This is a genomic window from Psychrobacter sp. ENNN9_III (assembly GCF_001462175.1).
In the GTDB taxonomy this organism is placed as follows: Bacteria; Pseudomonadota; Gammaproteobacteria; order Pseudomonadales; family Moraxellaceae; genus Psychrobacter.
Genome location: NZ_LNUO01000171.1, coordinates 1 through 20,446 on the forward strand (window position 1 = coordinate 1; position 20,446 = coordinate 20,446).

At 40.8% G+C, this 20,446-nt stretch carries 19 protein-coding genes and 1 tRNA gene; 13 read left to right on the forward strand and 7 right to left on the reverse strand.

Translation table 11 applies throughout. From position 1 onward, the window contains the following. Window positions 1-84: 84 nt before the first annotated feature. From PENNN9_RS10435 to gluQRS, 6 genes are all read left to right on the forward strand, one after another. A complete protein-coding gene (locus tag PENNN9_RS10435; protein WP_058369624.1) occupies window positions 85-612 on the forward strand; it encodes a transcriptional repressor in 528 nt (175 codons plus the stop codon). A 60-nt stretch (window positions 613-672) separates the two neighbouring features. Further along, complete coding sequence (locus tag PENNN9_RS10440; protein WP_058369625.1) at window positions 673-1,449, forward strand: metal ABC transporter ATP-binding protein; 777 nt, start codon at window positions 673-675, stop codon at window positions 1,447-1,449. A gap of 189 nt (window positions 1,450-1,638) precedes the next feature. After that, window positions 1,639-2,445 carry a metal ABC transporter permease gene (locus PENNN9_RS10445; protein ID WP_058369626.1) on the forward strand — a complete coding sequence of 269 codons (807 nt, stop codon included), beginning with the start codon at window positions 1,639-1,641 and terminating at the stop codon, window positions 2,443-2,445. A gap of 197 nt (window positions 2,446-2,642) precedes the next feature. After that, window positions 2,643-3,488: a metallophosphoesterase gene (locus PENNN9_RS10450; RefSeq protein WP_058369627.1), complete on the forward strand. Its 846-nt coding sequence runs from the start codon at window positions 2,643-2,645 to the stop codon at window positions 3,486-3,488. 560 nt (window positions 3,489-4,048) lie between these two features. Continuing rightward, window positions 4,049-4,489 (forward strand): RNA polymerase-binding protein DksA, encoded by a 441-nt coding sequence (dksA, locus tag PENNN9_RS10455; protein WP_058369628.1) that lies wholly within the window; start codon window positions 4,049-4,051, stop codon window positions 4,487-4,489. 256 nt (window positions 4,490-4,745) lie between these two features. After that, on the forward strand, window positions 4,746-5,717 hold the full coding sequence (gene gluQRS, locus PENNN9_RS10460; RefSeq protein ID WP_178379377.1) for a tRNA glutamyl-Q(34) synthetase GluQRS: 972 nt from the start codon (window positions 4,746-4,748) through the stop codon (window positions 5,715-5,717). A 131-nt stretch (window positions 5,718-5,848) separates the two neighbouring features. On the opposite strand, the gene ftsW is transcribed toward gluQRS, so the two are convergent. Next, complete coding sequence (gene ftsW / locus PENNN9_RS10465; RefSeq protein WP_058369629.1) at window positions 5,849-7,045, reverse strand: putative lipid II flippase FtsW; 1,197 nt, start codon at window positions 7,043-7,045, stop codon at window positions 5,849-5,851. A gap of 241 nt (window positions 7,046-7,286) precedes the next feature. Next, window positions 7,287-8,723, reverse strand: a complete 1,437-nt coding sequence (gene murD / locus PENNN9_RS10470) for a UDP-N-acetylmuramoyl-L-alanine--D-glutamate ligase (RefSeq protein WP_058369630.1) — start codon at window positions 8,721-8,723, stop codon at window positions 7,287-7,289. A gap of 649 nt (window positions 8,724-9,372) precedes the next feature. Between murD and PENNN9_RS10475 the strand changes: the two genes are divergently transcribed. The 4 genes from PENNN9_RS10475 to PENNN9_RS10490 all read left to right on the forward strand — a co-directional run bounded on the left by PENNN9_RS10475 (window position 9,373) and on the right by PENNN9_RS10490 (window position 14,198). Then, window positions 9,373-10,872 (forward strand): SulP family inorganic anion transporter, encoded by a 1,500-nt coding sequence (locus tag PENNN9_RS10475; RefSeq protein WP_058369631.1) that lies wholly within the window; start codon window positions 9,373-9,375, stop codon window positions 10,870-10,872. 123 nt (window positions 10,873-10,995) lie between these two features. Next, window positions 10,996-11,850, forward strand: coding sequence for a universal stress protein (locus tag PENNN9_RS10480; RefSeq protein ID WP_058369632.1), 855 nt, complete (start codon window positions 10,996-10,998; stop codon window positions 11,848-11,850). A gap of 601 nt (window positions 11,851-12,451) precedes the next feature. After that, window positions 12,452-12,790: a P-II family nitrogen regulator gene (locus PENNN9_RS10485; RefSeq protein ID WP_058369633.1), complete on the forward strand. Its 339-nt coding sequence runs from the start codon at window positions 12,452-12,454 to the stop codon at window positions 12,788-12,790. A 145-nt stretch (window positions 12,791-12,935) separates the two neighbouring features. Next, window positions 12,936-14,198, forward strand: a complete 1,263-nt coding sequence (locus tag PENNN9_RS10490; protein ID WP_058369634.1) for an ammonium transporter — start codon at window positions 12,936-12,938, stop codon at window positions 14,196-14,198. A 148-nt stretch (window positions 14,199-14,346) separates the two neighbouring features. Here the strand turns inward: PENNN9_RS10490 and PENNN9_RS10495 are convergent, their stop codons facing one another. The 3 genes from PENNN9_RS10495 to PENNN9_RS10505 form a co-directional block, all read right to left on the reverse strand. Beyond that, window positions 14,347-14,730: a DUF2147 domain-containing protein gene (locus PENNN9_RS10495; protein WP_058369635.1), complete on the reverse strand. Its 384-nt coding sequence runs from the start codon at window positions 14,728-14,730 to the stop codon at window positions 14,347-14,349. 211 nt (window positions 14,731-14,941) lie between these two features. Further along, a complete protein-coding gene (locus PENNN9_RS10500; protein ID WP_058369636.1) occupies window positions 14,942-15,205 on the reverse strand; it encodes a hypothetical protein in 264 nt (87 codons plus the stop codon). Window positions 15,206-15,280: 75 nt separating this feature from the next. Beyond that, a complete protein-coding gene (locus tag PENNN9_RS10505; RefSeq protein WP_058369637.1) occupies window positions 15,281-16,177 on the reverse strand; it encodes a DNA/RNA non-specific endonuclease in 897 nt (298 codons plus the stop codon). Window positions 16,178-16,306: 129 nt separating this feature from the next. On the opposite strand from PENNN9_RS10505, the gene PENNN9_RS10510 reads away from it, so the two are divergent. Beyond that, window positions 16,307-16,397: transfer RNA gene (locus PENNN9_RS10510), tRNA-Ser, on the forward strand. Window positions 16,398-16,680: 283 nt separating this feature from the next. Next, window positions 16,681-18,039 carry a tyrosine-type recombinase/integrase gene (locus PENNN9_RS10515; protein ID WP_058369638.1) on the forward strand — a complete coding sequence of 453 codons (1,359 nt, stop codon included), beginning with the start codon at window positions 16,681-16,683 and terminating at the stop codon, window positions 18,037-18,039. On the opposite strand, the gene PENNN9_RS10520 is transcribed toward PENNN9_RS10515, so the two are convergent. Beyond that, a complete protein-coding gene (locus tag PENNN9_RS10520) occupies window positions 18,022-18,549 on the reverse strand; it encodes a hypothetical protein (RefSeq protein WP_058369639.1) in 528 nt (175 codons plus the stop codon). The two genes, PENNN9_RS10515 and PENNN9_RS10520, sit on opposite strands and share 18 nt — an antisense overlap. Continuing rightward, window positions 18,510-19,016, reverse strand: coding sequence for a hypothetical protein (locus PENNN9_RS10525; RefSeq protein ID WP_058369640.1), 507 nt, complete (start codon window positions 19,014-19,016; stop codon window positions 18,510-18,512). Before PENNN9_RS10525 ends, PENNN9_RS10520 begins: the two co-directional genes overlap by 40 nt. A gap of 514 nt (window positions 19,017-19,530) precedes the next feature. Between PENNN9_RS10525 and PENNN9_RS10530 the strand changes: the two genes are divergently transcribed. After that, entirely contained in the window at window positions 19,531-20,445 is a 915-nt protein-coding gene (locus PENNN9_RS10530) for an inovirus-type Gp2 protein (RefSeq protein ID WP_058369641.1), read from the forward strand. The last annotated feature ends 1 nt before the right edge of the window (window position 20,446 follow it).

Below are 20,446 nucleotides of genomic sequence, written 5' to 3' on the forward strand. Positions count from 1 at the left end.
CTAATAAAATTTCTTGTTGACAGTTTTTAAATATTTTGGCTTATACTGCTGGGCGTTATATCATCGTTTTTTGGAGTCTATACAATGTCTTCTGCTTCTTCTGTTTGCGAACATTTACATGATGTTCAACACTTTACGTCATATGATGTGACTGAGCGTTTAGAGACCGCCAAAGCTCAATGTCGGTTGCGCGGTGTACGCTTTACCCCGCTGCGTCAGCAGATATATGCACTAATATTGCAAGCCAATAAGCCAATAGGTGCGTATGACTTGATCACAGAGCTGCAACAAATGCGGACGACTACGAGGGCTGACAATGCAAAAGCACCAGCTCGAAAAAACGTAGCCCCGCCAACTGTCTATCGCAGCTTAGAGTTTTTGTTGGGTGAGGGATTGATTCACCAATTGACTTCGATCAATGCTTATGTCCCTTGTTGCCATCCACGTGATGAACATACTGCTGCGTTTTTAATCTGTGAAGTGTGTCAGCGTGTACAAGAGTGTAGTAGCCTGCCAGTACAAGAAATGATGAGCTTTGCAGAGCAAGATGCCGGTTTTATGGTTTCTCGTAGCGTCATTGAGATTAGCGGACGCTGTCAAAGTTGCCAATAAAATATCTATGTTCTATCTACCCCTTCTTCTTACGTCTATTTAATTTTCGGCTGTTATCTTATGAGCCTTTTAGAGCAATCGTCCAATAATAAAAACATCTCTTATGGGTTACCGTTACTTAGCTTGAATGGTATCAATTACCATATTGGTCAACAGCGTTTGGTCAAAGACATCAATATCGATATTGCTGTCAATGAAACTGTCAGTCTGATCGGTCCAAACGGTGCAGGCAAGTCGACGTTGGTCAAACTTATCTTAGGTCTCATCACGCCCACAGCAGGTAAGATTATTAATCATCAACCATTGCAACTTGGTTATGTGCCGCAGCGTTTTACGGTGCCGCCTATCTTACCATTACGAGTAAAAGACCTTTTGACTCAGGCAGACAGACGTCGTTTAACATCAGAACAACGCCAGTTTATTTTTGATAATTTATCCTTAAATCATCTGTTATCACGGCAAATGCTACATCTTTCTGGCGGTGAAACGCAGCGCGTACTACTGGCACGGGCCTTACTAGATAAGCCCAATTTATTGATTTTAGATGAGCCAATGCAAGGGCTTGATCCTGATACTGAGGTTTGGCTCTATCAATTTATCGATGAGCTGCCAGATTTTTTGCGTTGTGCGATGTTGGTGGTGTCACATGATTTACATTGGGTCATGAAAGGCAGCCGGCGGGTTATTTGCTTAAATAAGCATATTTGCTGCGAAGGTCAACCGAGCGAGCTTGCCATCACCGCTGAATTTCAAAAATTATTTGGTCATCATTATGAGCAGCCTTATGTGCATAAGCCCCATGCTTGTGAGCATCAGGCACCAAGCGAGTTATTATAAGTACTATTGTGAGCGACCTTTTTTGGCTCTACAAATCTACTGACGTACTTTTCTTTATATAACCTTTTAATCCCTATTACGAAACGTTCTGTGCTTAGGGCATGTTCTCAATTTAATCGATAGTCATCTAAATGAGGACACACCTTAGTATTAAGCAATGTTCTTTTATTTTAACGGAAGACAGCTTTTATGACCGCTTGGTTAGCTATCATTGCCCCTGCCTGGATTGCCGGCAGTATATTAGGTCTACTATCAGCCCCACTTGGCTGCTTAGTATTATGGCGACGGATGGCGTTTTTTGCCGATGCCTTGTCTCATGGGACACTATTAGGAGTCGCGATTGCAGTTTGGTGGCAGTTGCCAATGGGTATTGGTATTGCCATCGTCAGCGTTCTAGTAGTGTTAGCCCTGTTATTAATTGAAGATGAGCGCCTACCTACTGACGCAGTACTGGCAGTGGTGGCAGTGTCTTTATTATGTCTGGGGCTATTGACCTTAACTCAGCTCACTGATCAGCAAGCAAATGTTTTAGGGTTTTTATTTGGCAATTTACTTGAGCTTGATTGGGCTGACTTGCCATTGCTCGCTGGTAGTGTGCTAGTAGGGTTAGTGTTTTTGGCCTATATATGGCCCGCTCAAATAAAACTTGCTACTCACGAGGCTCTTGCCCGCATTCAAAGGGTTAATCCGACAAGACAACGCCTGTTTTTTATGGGTGTGTTGGCAGGTTTTTGTGCCATTGCTTTGCAAGCCGTTGGCAGCTTATTAATCAGTGGCCTACTAGTATTGCCCGCATTAACGGCACGTTTGTGGTCAACAGCTCCTAAACAGATGGTCGTCTTTTCACTCATAATAGCGCAAGTAGGCGTAACGCTAGGCATTTGGGGTAGTATTTGGCTTGATATACAGACTGGACTTGCTATAGTTTTAGTATTAGCGGTCTTATTTTTTAGCGCCCTTTTAATAACCAAAACAGTGACCAAGATACGTGTTTAGCTTTACTAGGTATTTTTAATGCTTAAAGTCGTTTTAACCAATGGAATACTTTAGCATTATCAATAAGTAATTTATAAACCTTGTTTGGCATTTAGTGCTAGAGATTACATAACTTTTGTGCTATAAGTTTGCACTATTATTTTTTATAGTGGTTTTCTTAGGCTTTAATTGTCTTGATGTAGTAAGGGATCGACCTTATGCCAAGTTATCCTGCTCGTGAAATCAGCAGCCCAGATGGTCAGGTAAATGTATTACAGATTACAGATATGCATTTATCTACCGTACAAGCAGTACAAAAGGTAGCTTATAAACAACCAACCTCTGAATACTGTTGTACATATAGTTTTGAGGCAGTATTAGCACAAGCATTGAGCGAAGATATTCGCTGTGATTTGATTTTAGTCACAGGCGATTTGGTTAATGTGGTCAAGCCTGCTATTTATGATCATATTTTTAAGGTACTGCATGATACCGGCATCCCTTTCGCTTGTATTGCTGGCAATCATGATGTAACAGATGAGCTTGGTGGCAAACTACCATATTCTCAGCGCCAGCTCATCCCTCAGCCTGCAGACGAACGTCTACTCAGTCGCCACGTAATACATACAGACTACTGGCAACTATTGCTACTAAATTCTGCAATTCCTGGTAAGGTCGCAGGTGAAGTGACCAATACAGATATTGACTGGTTATGCGCGCGTTTGAGTGCCTGCGACAAACCTGCGCTTATTGCCTTACATCATCATGTGATGCTCATGCACTCAGAGTGGATAGATGCTCACATTGCAGATAATGTATCTACTTGTTGGCAACGTATGGCGGCATTTCCACATTTGCGCGTGATTATTAGCGGTCATACGCATCAAGACCAAGTTCGCTATCAAAATGGGGTTACCGTATATACCACTCCATCAACCTGCTATCAGTTTAAGCCTTACGAAGATGACTTCGCTTATGATACAAGTGCATTACCTGGTTACCGTTGGTTGCAATTAGCCAACACTGGGCAGGTTGCAAGCTGGGTCAAAAGATTAGATACTTAGCGGCCAGTTTTATTGCTTCGATGAATAACACTGTTTATATAGCTTTGTTATCTATTGATTTTCATCATTTATAAAGCTTAGGATTTTAGTATGTATAGTGTGTAAGATATTTTATTAAATAATACTAGGCAATGATAATAGAATAGACGATACTGCAAATAATGATACAAGCTAAATAGACTTTAGTTAGATGGATATTAAAAATAAGATGGAATAGGAGCGCCTAGCATTAAGTGTTAGGCAAATTATAGTGGCTAGGATAGCTGAGACGACAACCAGTTAAGTGTTCACAATCAGCCGTGTACTCATGAACATTATTATTTATACCTAGATGATAATGTTCATTATAGCAACGACAAGATGCGTACTTATTTATGAATAATGTCCATCATTATTGTTATGTCGATATGAGCGTACCTTTAAAGCAGCTGTGTTACTTGCGTTACCCTGTGATAAAACGGTCTATAAAAGATAAGTAATAATCTGTGTTGACACTTATCCAAGTTTTATCCTTTAAAACGTCGTTTCATTGAATTAATTTGAAAAAGTAGGATACCCATATGAGCACCCTGACTAATAATCCGAGTGATGTCAAATTCACCCCTTACGAGCCTGCCAAAGACGAAGAGTATATGTCTGATGCGCAGTTAGAGCATTTTAAAGCCATTTTATTGGACTGGAAAAATCAACTAATCGGCGAAGCTGACCGTACAAAGACTTATATTCAAGATGAGTCTAGTGCCATGCCAGATATTAATGATCGGGCCACTCAAGAAGAAGAGTTTGCACTAGCATTACGCACGCGCGACCGTGAACGCAAATTGATTCGCAAAATTGACAAATCTATGTCAGAGATTGAAAACGATGATTATGGTTTTTGTGAAACTTGCGGAGTAGAGATTGGTTTACGTCGTTTAGAAGCTCGACCAACAGCAACGCAATGTATTGACTGCAAAACGTTGTCTGAGATGAAAGAGCGTCAAAACCAAGGTCATACATAACATACTATTCCTACTATATAGGACTGATCTCGTTGATCAATTCAATTAATTAGTCCAATAGTATTCAATGCAACAAGCGACCATCCAATTGGTCGCTTGTTGCATTTTACGGCCTACCCTAAAGCCTAAAATCAGTTAACAAAACTTCTTAATTTAATAAATATCTTTTCCCCTAACGCTCTTTTACGCTATTCTTATTCTTTTATTATTATAGCGGCTTATTTTGACACGCATTCATACTACTGATACCCCTACAATGACACTATTTAAACCAACGTCTAAACTGACGTCACTGTCGGCGTATCCTATTGGGCGTTTTGCTCCTTCACCCACCGGCGAGCTGCATCTTGGTTCCTTGACCACGGCGCTGGCAAGTTACTGTCATATCAAATCACTAGGCGGCGACTGGCTTCTACGTATTGAAGATACCGATACTGAGCGCTGTGACCGACAATTTAGTGAGCAAATACTGATAGACTTAGAGACCTTAAACTTGCATTGGGATGGCGATGTCGTTTATCAGTCCGAGCGCATTGATATTTATAATGAATATCTATCTTCCATACTGGCCCCTCTAACTTACGGTTGCCTATGCTCACGTAAAAGCCTTGAACGTTATTGGGAGCAAAAAGCCATAATAGAAAGCGCAAACTTGCAAAACGCCACTCAAAAACTTCTTAATAGACAGCGCTACCCACGCTGCTGTATAGAGGCACATCTTGATAAAGACCGTTATAAACTACGCCTGCAGCTACCAGATTATCTCATAGGTTTTCAAGATGGTATTCAAGGATTACAATGGGATAATCCGCAGCAAACCTTGGGCGATATGGTCGTTCGTCGCCAAGATGGCATGATTAATTATATTTTGGCAGCAAGCCTTGATGATGGGCTACAAGGAGTCACTCACATCATGCGCGGTTTAGATATCTTACCTATGACGACTGCACAAATCAGCATCATGCAAGCTGCACGTTTACCAGCTATAGATCAGTGGTATCATTTGCCACTAATATGCAATCCTGATGGACAAAAGCTCTCTAAACAAAACCTTGCCCAACCTATAGATACTCGTAAGCCCAGTCAGCTGATTGCGATGGCTTTACAGTTATTAAAGCAGCCTGCTGTCGATATGGATACTCCAGCTCGCATGCTCGAGCAAGCCATTACACAATGGGACAACACGCCCTTGCAAGGTAAGAATGCACTAAATATCATCGCTCCTTAACTAATCACTTCAGAGCAAAAAGCGCCACCCAACGGCGACGCTTTTATTATCTTTAGGGTAATAACTGACATAGATTAATGACTAATATTAACGAATATACGTCATTCTGTTTGTCTGTCCTAGCACTTTCTTTAGAAATAACGGCACTGGCTTTTTTCTATCTCAGGACTCTCGTTATAAATCTTGAGTAGCAGCGCCACCATCACCAAACTAATCAGCATTGATGACCCACCATAACTAAAGAACGGCATCGTTAATCCTTTAGTCGGCATCGCTCCCATATTCATAGCAGCATTAATAATCGTTTGTGCAATAAAAATAATGCCGATACCAAAAGCGGTATAGCTCATACGCATTTGCCGACGTTTTAGCGCATTATAACTAATACGCATAGCACTACCGATGATAAGTGCTTCTAATATCAAAATCATCGTCACGCCAACGAAGCCTAGCTCTTCACCAGTAATGGCCAACAAAAAATCTGTATGTGCCTCAGGTAAATGTGATAGTTTTTGGACGCTTTCACCATAACCTACACCTGTAAACTGTCCACGACCAAATGCAATCAAGCTGCGTGCCAATTGATAGTCAGTATCTTGAATATCATCAAAGGGATCTAAAAACGATAACACCCTTGTCAGACGATACTGAACCATAGTGACTGCCAGTACGCCAAGCACACCTACGACCGCCCCTAGCGCGACAAATTGCTTATAAGGTGCCCCAGCGATATAAAATATAGCAAACACTGTGCCGACGATGACCACCAATGAGCCAAAATCAGGCTGCAATAATAATAAAAAAGTCAGCAGACCGATCACTAAAGAGATGCGTAAAAACCCATCCCAACCGTTACGGACTTCAAACGAGCGTCGCACTACAAAGTCAGCAACGAAGACAATGACCACAAGCTTCGCTAGTTCTGCGACCTGAAAGTTAATCACGCCCAAGTTTAGCCAGCGTTTTGAACCATTAATAGGCGTACCAAATAGCGTCGCTATCAAAAGCGCACCAGTGACACCTAGCAATATAAACTGTGTCTCAGTCTGGTAGAGGGTTTTTAGTGGTACAAAGTAATACGGTATCGCTGCAGCGATTAGCCCGATGCCCATGTATAGCAGCTGATGTTCAAAAAAATACAGCTCGCTCATGCCGCGACTTAGTGCAAAAGGAATAGAGGCTGAAGCCACCATAAGTAAGCTAAGTACCATCATACAACCAACGCTAGATATCAAAATTGCGCGTGCTGAAGGTAAAGAGAGAACACCATCTGCGCCAGAAGTTGGCTGAGACTTTTGAGAAGAACGAGAAAAAAAAGAGAGCGCCATAATATTCAAGTATATTAACAAACAAAAAAACACGACATCTATCCGACGCCACCGTTTAAACCAAATCAAATAGAAAACAGACTTAATAGCTATCACAACTAGTAAACGTACCATCGCTTTTAGTAGACGTTAGTTGGCGACTACTAAAAAGAGGTTCTTCATAAACCAGAACTGGCTAACTGTGTTTGACAGTAGCAGTAATTTATAAGCAAAACAATCATTTATCATCTAAATAGATGAATTAACTGAGCGTATTGACAGCATCAGTATCTGTAACCAATTGCGTTACTAACTCACGAAAGTAATCGCCGCGAGCAGCATAACCACTGAACTGATCAAAGCTTGCACATGCAGGTGATAATAACACTGCTTGTACTTGCGACAAGCTGCTACTAGTCACTTGCTGAATAGTAGCAAAAGCATTTTCTAACGTCTGACACTGCTTGAGTAGCACATCATCATTTAGCTTGGCTGCACGTAAATGCTGCTCAATCTGCTGGCTATCTTCCCCAATCAATAAAACCTGACTGACATATTGATTAATAAAAGGTGCCAGCTCACCGAACTGTTGGCCTTTGCCTTGACCCCCTAAGATTAGAAGTAGTTTACCGTCTTTGGCCGCATACACTGCACCTAAACCCTCAATAGCAGCAATGGTCGAGCCAATATTGGTACCTTTAGAATCATTGAAATAATCAATCCCTGCTACAGTTTCGACATACTGACAACGATGATCAAGCCCTGTAAAGCGTTGTAAGGTTGCAAGCATACTATCGATAGGTAGACCTGCAAGCTCGCCTAGTGCCAGAGCCGCTTGAGCATTAAGTAAATTGTGGCGACCTTTAATAATCAGCTTGTCTGCTGATAGTAGCCGCTCTGTACCACGAGCTAAATAAATCTGTCCATCGACATCAGTTATCAAACCATACTGACCTCTATCTGGCGCATGAATACCAATACTTAAACGCGGTAAATCATCAGCGACCAATGGCCGAGTAAGTGCATCCTCACGGTTGATTACTACCGATTTGGCACCTTGAAAAATACGGTGCTTGGCCTGATGATAACCAAGCATATCGCCATGGCGATCTAAATGATCAGGAGACATATTGAGCACTGTTGCTACTTGAGCGCCCAGATTGGTCACTGTTTCTAATTGAAAGCTAGACAGCTCAAGTACGGCTAAAGCCATATCGCTATTAGATAAAAGATTTAAAGCTGGAACGCCAATATTACCGCCGACACCGACATTGATTCCAGCATCCGCAGCCATTTCACCAACCAGTGTCGTCACGGTGCTTTTGGCATTAGAGCCCGTAATCGCGATGATGGGAACATCACAAGCCTCACAAAACAACTGAATATCGCTTATTATCGGAATATTGGCTTGCCGCGCTGCTGCGATCGCTTGAGTGTCAAGAGAAATACCAGGACTAATAATAATACGTGCGGCTTGTTGCAATAACTCTGCATCAATAGCACCAAACTGACGAATTTCGATAGCAGCAGGAAGCTTATCTGCTAATACTGGTGCTGATTGACCATCTGTGACTGCTACCTGATAGCCTTGTTCAGTCAAATAACGCGCTGCCGATAGCCCTGATTGACCCAATCCGACCACCACTTGTAGGCCACTGCCTTTATGGATTAGAGTTTTTGTTGCAGCGAGGGTCGTCATATATCTTTCCTTTTCTGAGACTATGGTCTGGCTATCAAATATGGGTGGTTATCGATAAGACATCGGCTAGATAGACGATATGATATTTTTAACTATTATAATGGTAAGCATGATAACGGTATCGTGCATGTTTCGGTACTGCTTTTTCATTACTTTGTGCTATTATGCGCATGTTTTTATATTAAGTTACTGAGGCCTTAACTGATAATTTAGTTTTGTATGTCGATTGAATGTGTTATGACCTATATTATGGCATTTATCGCAAGGCTATTAGACCTTGGTAGCGAATCATACTGTCACTAGGTTGCAGCAGACGCTTATTTATAGTTACTTTTTCATAGCTATTCTGCCTATCTTACCTGACAATCTATCTGCTGTGATACATCATCATAGCCATTTGAGTACTATCTTAGGTTTTTATCATATTTTACTATTGGCAATACTGCAAACGACTCGGTAGCCAAATGTTGTGAGATATTCATAATCTTTAGATAGTGAAAGTGCAAGACCGTTTGACAGTTTTAGTCTGTTAAGCGACGCGGTAGCTTCTTTAGCGGCTAATATTATCTATAAACGGTTATTGTTGATAGATAATATAACCACTAGCGGATGATTACTTTTTTTGCCTCCAAATCTATGCAGTTTACTTATGACATCTTTTTTTGATAGCTTACGTGATGAGTGGTTTTCTAATGTGCGCGGCGATATGCTGTCTGGTATCGTTGTTGCATTGGCGCTGATTCCAGAAGCCATTGCTTTTTCTATTATTGCAGGCGTCGATCCAAAGGTTGGTTTGTACGCCTCATTTTGTATTGCCGTAGTGATTAGCTTCGTTGGCGGTCGCCCAGGCATGATCTCAGCTGCGACAGGTGCGATGGCGCTTGTTATGGTTGATCTAGTCGCTGAGCATGGGCTGCAATACTTGCTTGCAGCAACACTGCTATGCGGCGGTATCCAAATTATCATGGGTATCTTAAAGCTTGGTAATCTGATGCGCTTTGTCTCTCGCTCAGTAGTGATCGGCTTTGTCAATGCGCTGGCGATTTTGATATTTGCCGCTCAGCTGCCAGAGCTTAATCCAGCGACTGAACGTGTTGGCTTGACCGTCTATATGATGACGGCAGCTGGTCTAGCAATTATCTATCTGTTTCCGCTTATTCCCAAGATCGGCCGTATTGTGCCATCACCGCTTGTGTGTATCGTTGGTCTGACAGCTGTCGCATTATATATGAATTTAGACATTCGTAATGTAGGCAGTATGGGCGACCTACCCGATTCGTTGCCTGTGTTTTTGCTACCTGATATTCCACTCAATCTAAACACGTTACTGATTATTGCTCCTTACTCTATTGCGTTAGCCATTGTTGGTTTGCTCGAATCGATGATGACCGCTACGATTGTAGATGAGTTGACCGATACGCCAAGTAATAAAAATCGTGAATGCCGTGGTCAAGGTATTGCCAACGTCGTTTCAGGTTTTTTTGGAGGTATGGCAGGGTGCGCGATGATTGGTCAATCCATGATCAATGTAAAATCTGGCGGACGTACGCGCTTATCGACATTGATGGCGGGTGTAGTCTTATTGATTATGGTGGTCTTTTTAAGCGATTGGGTCAGTCAAATTCCAATGGCGGCTCTCGTTGCTGTTATGATTATGGTATCCATCGGTACATTTAACTGGCAGTCTATTCGAGAATTTAAAACGCATCCTATGTCGTTTAATATTGTCATGCTAGCGACCGTCTTGACCACTGTCTTTACTCACAACTTAGCGTATGGGGTTGGAGTTGGGGTTCTACTATCAGCCTTGGCTTTTGCTAACAAAATTGGACAATTCTTAACCATATTTAGTGAGTATGATGACGGTAGCAATACTCGTTATTACTACGTCCAAGGACAAGTTTTCTTTGCATCGACAACGCAATTTTTGCAAAGCTTCGATACTAAAGAGGCAGTAGACAATATTGAGATCGATGTCAGTCACGCGCATTTTTGGGATATCAGTGCGGTCGATACTTTAGATAAGTTGGTCATGCGCTTGCAACGCGAGGGTATTGATGTCAAAGTAGTTGGTTTAAATAACGCCAGTCGCACGTTGATCGATCGTTTTTCTATTCACGATCGCCGCGATATCGGCCTATTAGATTAGCAAATAGGCTCAAACGTCTAGTTTTGCTCTCAGAGTTTGCTGAACAGTGGCTATCAGTTATGGCTGCTGTGCTGCTCTGTTTCGCTTAACTGTACTTTTTTTTGAGATGATGTGGTTGCCCTTATGAGTAACTTAAAACCAGATAGTGTTATTGCTTGTTTAGATTGTCCTGACCATGTACAAGCTGTATTGGATGCTAGTATGTGGGCCTCAAAGCGTATGCAAACGCCCGTCGGTCTACTACATGCAGTACCAAGCGTACAGCAAAAGGCAGCTATCAACTATTCAGGCTGTTTAAATATCGACGATGAAAATCATTTACTTGATCAATTTACAAGTCATGAGCATCTGAGCAACTCAGAGCTCAAAGCACAAGGCAAACTTCTACTGCATCAAGCAGCGGCTTATTGTGAGCAAAATTTGCATAAGCGTAAAGTCTATACGCTGCATCGTCATGAAACGCTCGGTGATAGTATCGATTATGTCGATGAAAAATCACAATTGATAGTCATCGGTCATCATGTTACCTGTAAATCTACCCTAAGTCAGCTGATACGTTTGAGTCATTGCCCCATTTTGGTGACTCATGCACCATTTTCGCCCCCTACTACCGCTTTATTTGCATTTGATAATCGCGCCACTTCACATAAAATGCTTAATTGGTTATGTAAAACACCGCTGATTAGAGCCTTAACCATCCATATTGTGATGGTTGGTAAAGATACCTCTGAAAACTGTGATGCACTACGCGAAGCTTATGCACGTCTCAAGCAAGCAGGTATCAATTGTAAAAAAACTTTATTGAACTGCCGCGATGTTTGTGCTGCTTTGAACTATTATCAAAGCGAGCATAATATTGGCCTGCTGATGACTGGTGCTTTTGGACAATCGCGGTTACGTGAGCTACTCAAAGGGAGCGAAACTGAGAAGTTATTGGGCACTACTAAGACGCCTTATTTACTTTTTCCTAAAGCCTAAATTCCTTTATCTTTGCTATTACAGCGTATAAGTTATTACTAATATCGAAGCTACCTGTACTGCTCTTAGCGTAGGCAGCTTCTTATTTACAGCCCAATCTACTGTCTGGCTATCAGACGATTATGTTGTAAACCCGCCCTACTTTTATCTTCGTATGCCATCATTCACTGACCTCTATAACGCCTTATTATCTACGCTGTTATGATAGATACCTGTATCCGGATTTTGTTTTGACATCTAAGTTCCCCTCTTTGTAAGATTTTCGCAAATCATCACAGGATACCCTCCCCGTAGGGTATGAAAGTTGGTTATAATAAAGTTTTTGTTGCACCTAACGTCACAGGCAATACTGCTGTATTTATCCTAAAATTACTATGTAATTATCAGGACTATCTCGTTTTTATTGCACCATATACGATGAGAATTTAAAGCTTTTGTCCGTTATAGTGGTGGTCATTTTTAAGGTAGATAAGTCCAAACGTTCCTCCCCCTTGAGTACGTCTGGCACATTTTTTGAATGACTTATCACAAGCATGGCAAAGCTATGATGCATTAAAAGTATGCAATGGCCTGCGACATCATTCATATAAGGAAATTTTTTATGAAGTTAATCACTGCGATTTTAAAACCATTTAAGCTTGATGATGTGCGTGAAGCACTGTCAGATATTGGCGTCAAAGGCGTCACTGTCACCGAGGTTAAAGGGTTTGGTCGTCAAAAAGGACATACTGAACTGTATCGCGGTGCAGAGTACGTAGTGGACTTTTTACCAAAAGTAAAGGTCGAGGTAGCGGTTATCGACGAGATGGTTGAGCCAGCTATTGAGGCTATCACCCGTATTGCCAGCACTGGCAAAATCGGAGATGGCAAGATATTCGTGACAGCACTCGAACAAGTTATTCGAATTCGTACCAGTGAAACAGGTCCAGATGCTATTTAGAACTTATAGTTAAGCCATGAATAAGTAGTTTTGCACACTATTGGTGCAAATATAGTCTTAGTAAACGTTATAAGGATAATTGCTCCATCATGTACGTCTAAAAGCAAACCAATCTACCGCATTGTCAATTCAAGGGGGAATTAAGATGCAAAGTCAGATTTTTGAGCTGCAATATGCACTCGACACGTTTTATTTTTTGGTATGTGGCGCACTGGTCATGTGGATGGCCGCAGGCTTTACCATGTTAGAGGCCGGACTGGTTCGATCCAAAAATACTGTCGAAATTTTAACCAAGAATATCACTCTTTTTGCAACCGCCTGCACCATGTACATGATATGTGGCTACGCTATTATGTATGGTGGCGACTGGTTTTTAAGTGGTATTGCAGGTGATGAAACTTTAGTAAAGGACGCTTTAACAGCCTCAGCCGAAAATGGCTTTGAAGGTGATTCTGTCTACTCTGCAGCATCTGACTTTTTCTTCCAAGTTGTCTTTGTAGCCACTTGTATGTCGATTGTCTCAGGCGCTGTCGCTGAGCGCATGAAACTCTGGGCTTTTTTATTATTTGCAGTAGTAATGACGGGCTTTATCTACCCACTAGAAGGTAGTTGGACTTGGGGTGGCAGCGATGTCTTTGGACTATTTAACTTAACTGATATGGGCTTTTCTGACTTTGCAGGTTCTGGCATTGTTCATATGGCAGGGGCAGCAGCCGCATTAGCTGGTGTATTATTTTTGGGTTCGCGTAAAGGCAAATATGGACCCAATGGTGAGATACGAGCGATTCCTGGTGCTAATTTGCCATTAGCAGCCCTTGGTACATTGATACTGTGGATGGGCTGGTTTGGCTTTAACGGTGGTTCAGTATTGAAACTGGGCGATATCGCTAGTGCTAACGCAGTCGCAATGGTGTTTTTGAATACCAACGCTGCTGCAGCAGGTGGCGCAATTGGCGCTTTATTACTAGCACGTCTTATCTTTGGCAAAGCAGATTTGACCATGCTCTTAAATGGTGCATTGGCAGGCCTAGTAGCCATTACTGCAGAACCTTCTACCCCATCTGCACTGCAAGCGACGCTCTTTGGTCTTATTGCAGGGGCAATTGTCGTATTATCTATTCTTGCTTTAGATAAAATAAAAATTGATGATCCTGTCGGGGCCATTTCGGTCCATGGTATTGTTGGCCTGTTTGGTCTACTAATCGTCCCTATTACCAATCCTGCTGCTAGCTTGCTGGGGCAGATAGCGGGCGCTGCGACTATTCTTATCTGGGTGTTCGTTGCTAGCTCCATTGTATGGGCGATTATTAGAGCTACTATTGGTTTGCGTATCTCTGAAGAAGACGAGTACGAAGGCGCTGATATTGCAGAATGCGGTATGGAAGCTTACCCTGAATTTACTAACTAATTTTACTCTAAAAGTCAGCTTGTTTTGGCAATATTAAAATTTATTAAAAATAAACCCGCATGACCAATTGGCGATGCGGGTTTTATTATTTTTTGTTCAATACAATCACATAGTAGATGTCAAACAGTTGTATGAATAACAATATTGCTTATTTCTTTTTCCAAGTTTGACTACGTGAAAATGGTCCCAGATAGCCTTTTAAATTAAGCGTATTACCTTCCAAACTGGCAGTCATACGGTAGGTTTTGTTTTTCTCAGGATCAGTGATAGTTCCACCACTATACTTACCGCCGCCATCCGCTTTTAGATCAGAGATGATAGTCATACCGACGTGTTTCTTACCTTTTTCTGATACGGTACTGATAAGCTTACCAGTTAAGACACCGTTTGACTCAGTGATTTTGACCACACCTTTCGGCTTGCCATCGTCAAAAGTTTGCCAAGTGGTGTTGGCTAATGGGTCAGCTGCCATTGCCATAGTGGCCATGCTAATACCAGCAACTGCTAACACAGATTTTGTAAATAATTTCATAGATCGACTCCATTCGTATGATGATTCAAAAACAACGTTTTTTGTGCTTATCCTATGTCATCAGTCGTTTGCTGCCGCCTTCTATTAACATCTTAAGCGCTACAATCAACTTAAATGACACCTTCTGCACTCATTATAGACAAAATCCGAACTTTGCCTAGTAGTTTTTTATAGATAATTGTTTCTATAAAATCAAAACTATATCAAATAGTTACATGAAAGGATTGTCTATATCTTTGTCTGGTCGGTCACTGTTTTCTTTTGACGAGAGCGTTTTTTTATTATTTTGATTAGAATTTTTGAAAGCTTGTAATACCTTAGTCGTCAACTCATGCAACTGCTTTGCTTGCTCGTAGCCTGACTCATCAAGCAATAAATCAAGATCTCCATAAATGATAATTTTGTCTTCTTGATTTTCTATGATTAGCTCACCAACTTGCATACTTTGATGATTATTCGCGAATGGTTCAATCATTTTACTCTCCATGTCTGAGTAACATTGGATATTATTCACAGGTAAATAATGGACATTATTCAAGCTGGCTATAATTTATGCTTGCAGCTGTGCAACCAACCATTCAAGAATTGCCCATACAAACAGCATCCAAGCAGGCCCTTCAGTTGGCGCATCGCTCGGTGTATCTGTACTTTCTCCAGCCTTTAATGGCAACTCTAATGCTTGCGTTTTGGTTTGAATATCAAGCACTGGTAAAACATCAATGCCAGTCTCAGCTGTCAATTCATTAATACTAATGATTTCTATACGCTCGGATTCGTCGTTGGGGGCATAATATACACCCGCCTGATTGGTCGCTGGAATATAAACGGCCTTGAAAAAATGACTGGGCACCAGCACTCGTCCAGCAAGCTGTTTGGTTTTCTTATTAGTAAATGCGACACCTGTGACCGTATAAACTTCACCATACTGCTGTGTTAGGTAACGCGTAGCAGACTCAATATTACGCCAAATATAGCGGTTATTGCGTGGCGACTGCGGCGCTATATTGGCCAAACTAAAGCTGTCGTATTGCTGGCTGCGGGTGGCCATATCGGCATTGGGTGCCAGATGCCCGCGATCGTAACCAGAACCTGAATAATCTGACAGTGAAGCACGTGCTGACTTCGGAACTCGGCTTTCTTCATGAAAGCTATCTTCCCGATCGATGTCTTTGGCTTGCTGCAAACGCTTGCGGGTTAGATGTTCTGCTGACCATAACGGTGTACGTGATATCCCAGAATACATGACAGCAAAACCATCCATACATAAGGGTTGTGTCTTATTATTTAGCTTATTATTAATAAATTCAGGGTAGATACCACCATAAAAAGACTGGCTACATTGGGTAAAGTCATCCGCCTGCGCCGATGATAGTCCTACTGTGACAGTAAATACTGTTATTATAATGCTATTTTTAAAAACGTCTTTATACCTGCCAAAACTTATCATGCAACTTTCAACCGTCTATGCTCGCTATTACGTATACGCTATCCTAGCAGGGGTCTACTAATAAAGAAAGATAAGGCGTAAGTCGTGACATTTTAAATCATATCCGCTATACTTAGGCGTTCAAAAATCGGTGAAGTGGGTGAGTGGCTGAAACCGCACGCCTGGAAAGTGTGTATACGTTCATAGCGTATCGAGGGTTCGAATCCCTCCTTCACCGCCAATCTTATAAAAACCTATTTTTCCTATCCTGTCCTAAATACTCCTATATCTCTCTGTAAACCTTTATAAATAACGCGTCTAGCGTTTTTTTTATGTCTGCTGTTTTCCCAATCTATCCGAACATAACCCACCTATCCCGTGGCTTGTGTTGGTCTATTCGTTGGTCTATCATCTATATAAACCTCAATTAGACCAACATTCGATCTATTTTTACATGCCTTAGACCAACATAATCGTCTTAACGCTTTAAACATATAGCTCGTAGGTATAGGAAATAGACCAACATGTTAAGTGATGCCAAAATTCGTAAGCTTAAGCCAACCGATAAATGCACCCCTGGTCGTCCAGACAAATATAGCGATCAACAAGGCTTGCAGTTACTGGTACGTAGCTCAGGAACGCGAACATGGGTAAGTGCTTATCGCTTCGATGGTAAGCAACAGAAGACTACTTTAGGTACATACCCGCAGATGGGCTTAGCAGAAGCTCGAGTAGCTAACTCTGATATTAAGGCTTTAGTAGCAAGTGGAATCAATCCAAAGAATAAAAAGCGTCAAGAAAAACTTGCGAATGAACAAGCCAAAATGTTCAATGAGTATGCACTTGAATGGTTAGAGGAGCGTAAGCGCAACGTAAAGCATCGCACCTATCAGCAAGACTATAATCGCATGCACAAAGACGTGCTACCAAGCTTTAAAGGCATAGCCTTGAAAGACGTGACATTCGAAGATTGCAAATTTATGGCTGATCAGATTGAAAGCAGGACTACCATTGAAGGAACACCACCACGAGAAGTAACCAGACGCACTATTGATCTCGTTGGCAATATCCTTAGAAGAGCAAAGAGAGAGCGCCTAATCGAGGTAAACCATACAGAAGGGTTGAAAGAGCTATATCCAAAAGCAAAAACTAAGCACATGAAGCATGTTGAGCTTAGTGAGTTACCTAAGCTATTACAGGATATCGAAGGCTACCATGGTCATGACCAAACTCGATTGGGCATGAAGTTTTTAGCCTATTCATTCTGTCGTACTATCGAGCTTAGAATGATGAAATGGGAGCATATCGACTTCCCTAACCGTCTATGGCGTGTCGATATTGATAACCTTAAGATAGCGCGTAAGCATGTTGTCCCTCTATCAGATCAAATGCTAGCAGTTTTGGAAGAGATGAAACCCATCACAGGACAATATGAATACGTGTTCTACCATACTGGTATGCACCAGCCTTATAGCGAAGAGTTCATTAATAATGCTTTAGACATCCTTGGCTACGCTGGCAAACAAACAGGGCACGGCTTTCGTCACATTGCCTCAACCAATCTAAACGAGCTTGGCTACATGGGCGATGCTATCGAAAAGCAAATGGCGCATGACAAAAAAAGCAGCATCCGCGCGGTTTATAACCACGCGCAGCATTTAGAAGAGCGCCGTAAGATCATGCAAGTCTGGGCTGATTTTTTAGATTTACTCAGAGACAAAGGCGAAGTCGTAGACTTTCAGACTGCTCGACAGCAGATTGAGATGTCTATGAATCAGCATAAACAAGCCTCGCTATCTGATATGGATAGTGAGGCTTTGATACAGGCTCTAAAAGATAAAGGTCTAAAAACTGAAGATATAAAATCATTGCTCTCTATATAGAAAACACTCATGTATTTCATTACCATTCGCATCAAGAAAATTTAACTTATATTCTGAGTTGATTAGAACATCTAACATTTCTGTCTCTGATCGATTTTTTATTCGCGACATGTTCTCTAGTCTACGTTTAGTCTCTTTCGTCAATGGCAAATGATAGGGAGTTTTTGTCTTACCCGCATCACGATATTTTTTTGTATTCCATGCTTTTTTCATTTTGTCAATAATAAGCAACTTACGATGCGAAGGGAGACCCAGCTCACCTTCACTAGTCTTCTGCAAGTAATCTATACTATCTAATGAAGCTAAAATAAGAACCCTAGACTCCTCAATATCAGAAACAGTTGACAAGCTTTCTAGATTTAGTCCATTTTTGATGAGATAGTCAGCTGTCCATCTTATTTTTTTCGTATTTTTTTCATCTAGCCATTCAGAATAGTTGTCGTATTTCCTTAAATTCGCCCAGTCCTCTTTTAAACTGTTAAGAAGTCCAAGCTTACTATCCAAAGCCAAGGGCGTTCCTTCAAATGTAGAATAGTCAAAGCCAAGGGCGTTCCTTCAAATGTAGAATAGTCAATCATACTAAAAATACAGCTCATCACATCATGGCTATATTCATTCGGGAGAAATTGTATTCCTTGCTTAAACTCACCATTATATAACAAACTATAGATATACAGCTGTGGTCGCATACCATCAATTAGCCATTGAAACTCTTTGTTAGGTATTAACTGATACCTCAGTTCAGATAAAGAACTTTCTGTTATTTCTTTATAGTCGTCGTACATCGAGAGCTGTCGAATTAAACCTTCTTTAATATTGACAGAGCTTAAATCTAAAAATTCTCTATCGTGAATATCACCAAGATAGTTACGTAGCCACATTGTCTCCCTGTTAGAAAGGGACCCAATCAACTTATTGAGGTATCTTCTCTTGATGACCTCAGGAGAATTTTTCGAAGCTAAATTTTGAACGGCCACTGTTAATTTCATTCCTTGTTTAAAATATTACTATCACGCGTGATATTTATATATATATACGCATATTAATAAGATTATATACCAATATTAATACTAAATATATTCCATGGTTATTTTAATAATAACTTTGTATGATACAAAATTATTTACCTATAAGATTCAAAAGGTTAGGAAGCCAAAAACTCTTAGTTTGTTATATAAAACCATGAATACAGTACTAATTATAACTTTATAGTAGATTATATCTCTATTGAGACAATGAATACATGATGCTACTTACCTATTTTTAGGTTAAGAACTAAACTCAACAGGCTAACTCCATTCCTTTATTTGTTGCTCAAAATACTCGAAATCCGCAATTTATGGTATGTATTAACCCTGAGAACTCTGCACTCGACAAGCTTCTTCTTAGTGGGTTATTTATATTATTAAATAAGCAACTCTAAACATCCTTCATAAAAAAATACTGACTGACCCTACTCTATGAACATTACACTCACATAGGAACAGGATCATGTCATATTTACATCTTAATCAACCTCAGGTTGTCTCTAACGTCGATAAACTAGTTAGAGGTACTCTATCCAATAAGCTTGGTTTCGAAGAAATAAGAAACCGACTCAATGATTTGTATCATCCATTCATGAATACCCTTGATGAGGAATTGGGTTATTCAGAAACAGCTAATGCATTTATCTACAGTACTAACAGTATCGTTGGCGATTCATATCCTTGCGATGTCTTTTGGGATCACGATAAAACTCAGTTTTTTATCGATAGACTCTCATACTATGAAAATGCTATCGATGTTAAAGATAACCTTTGGCGCGATCAGGAGATTGCAAATAAAGCGGAACTCGAAATTTATATTCGAGAACTGATTAATCACTATTCAAAATTGTTATTTGTCTACGTCGATTTAAAGTACACAAGAGAAGAGAGTCATCTCGTGGATATAGAAACCTTTCATGCTCATATGAATCATATGAGAGATCTTATAGGGAATAAAAAGACATGCTTTGAGCATTTACAAGGGTATGCTTGGGCATTAGAGCAAGGAGATAAGAATGATGGTCTTCACTGTCACTTACTCCTCATCTATGATGGTTCAAAACGACAGAATGATTATTATCTAGGTAAAGAGGTAGGTGAAAAATGGCGTCATATTACAGATGGAGTTGGAACCTACTATAACTGGAATACTTCATCAAACAAATGGAAGTATGATCAACAAAACCTCTTAGGGATGGGTATGATCTATCGCAATAACTCACTCGAAGTCGAAAATGCTGTAAGAACAGCATCGTATTTGACCAAGCCTGAAAAGAGCGGACAGCAACTTAAAGCTTTGACGCCAAATATGCGTACCTTTGGTCACGGTACTTACCGCAATACAAATCGTCGGGGACTACCACCCATAGCAAAATAAT

Coding starts and splice junctions, on each gene's coding strand:
- PENNN9_RS10435 (WP_058369624.1), top strand. CDS start 85: ATGTCTTCTGCTTCTTCTGTTTGCGAACATTTACATGATGTTCAACAC.
- PENNN9_RS10440 (WP_058369625.1), top strand. CDS start 673: ATGAGCCTTTTAGAGCAATCGTCCAATAATAAAAACATCTCTTATGGG.
- PENNN9_RS10445 (WP_058369626.1), top strand. CDS start 1,639: ATGACCGCTTGGTTAGCTATCATTGCCCCTGCCTGGATTGCCGGCAGT.
- PENNN9_RS10450 (WP_058369627.1), top strand. CDS start 2,643: ATGCCAAGTTATCCTGCTCGTGAAATCAGCAGCCCAGATGGTCAGGTA.
- dksA (WP_058369628.1), top strand. CDS start 4,049: ATGAGCACCCTGACTAATAATCCGAGTGATGTCAAATTCACCCCTTAC.
- gluQRS (WP_178379377.1), top strand. CDS start 4,746: ATGACACTATTTAAACCAACGTCTAAACTGACGTCACTGTCGGCGTAT.
- ftsW (WP_058369629.1), bottom strand. CDS start 7,045: ATGGCGCTCTCTTTTTTTTCTCGTTCTTCTCAAAAGTCTCAGCCAACT.
- murD (WP_058369630.1), bottom strand. CDS start 8,723: ATGACGACCCTCGCTGCAACAAAAACTCTAATCCATAAAGGCAGTGGC.
- PENNN9_RS10475 (WP_058369631.1), top strand. CDS start 9,373: ATGACATCTTTTTTTGATAGCTTACGTGATGAGTGGTTTTCTAATGTG.
- PENNN9_RS10480 (WP_058369632.1), top strand. CDS start 10,996: ATGAGTAACTTAAAACCAGATAGTGTTATTGCTTGTTTAGATTGTCCT.
- PENNN9_RS10485 (WP_058369633.1), top strand. CDS start 12,452: ATGAAGTTAATCACTGCGATTTTAAAACCATTTAAGCTTGATGATGTG.
- PENNN9_RS10490 (WP_058369634.1), top strand. CDS start 12,936: ATGCAAAGTCAGATTTTTGAGCTGCAATATGCACTCGACACGTTTTAT.
- PENNN9_RS10495 (WP_058369635.1), bottom strand. CDS start 14,730: ATGAAATTATTTACAAAATCTGTGTTAGCAGTTGCTGGTATTAGCATG.
- PENNN9_RS10500 (WP_058369636.1), bottom strand. CDS start 15,205: ATGATTGAACCATTCGCGAATAATCATCAAAGTATGCAAGTTGGTGAG.
- PENNN9_RS10505 (WP_058369637.1), bottom strand. CDS start 16,177: ATGATAAGTTTTGGCAGGTATAAAGACGTTTTTAAAAATAGCATTATA.
- PENNN9_RS10515 (WP_058369638.1), top strand. CDS start 16,681: ATGTTAAGTGATGCCAAAATTCGTAAGCTTAAGCCAACCGATAAATGC.
- PENNN9_RS10530 (WP_058369641.1), top strand. CDS start 19,531: ATGTCATATTTACATCTTAATCAACCTCAGGTTGTCTCTAACGTCGAT.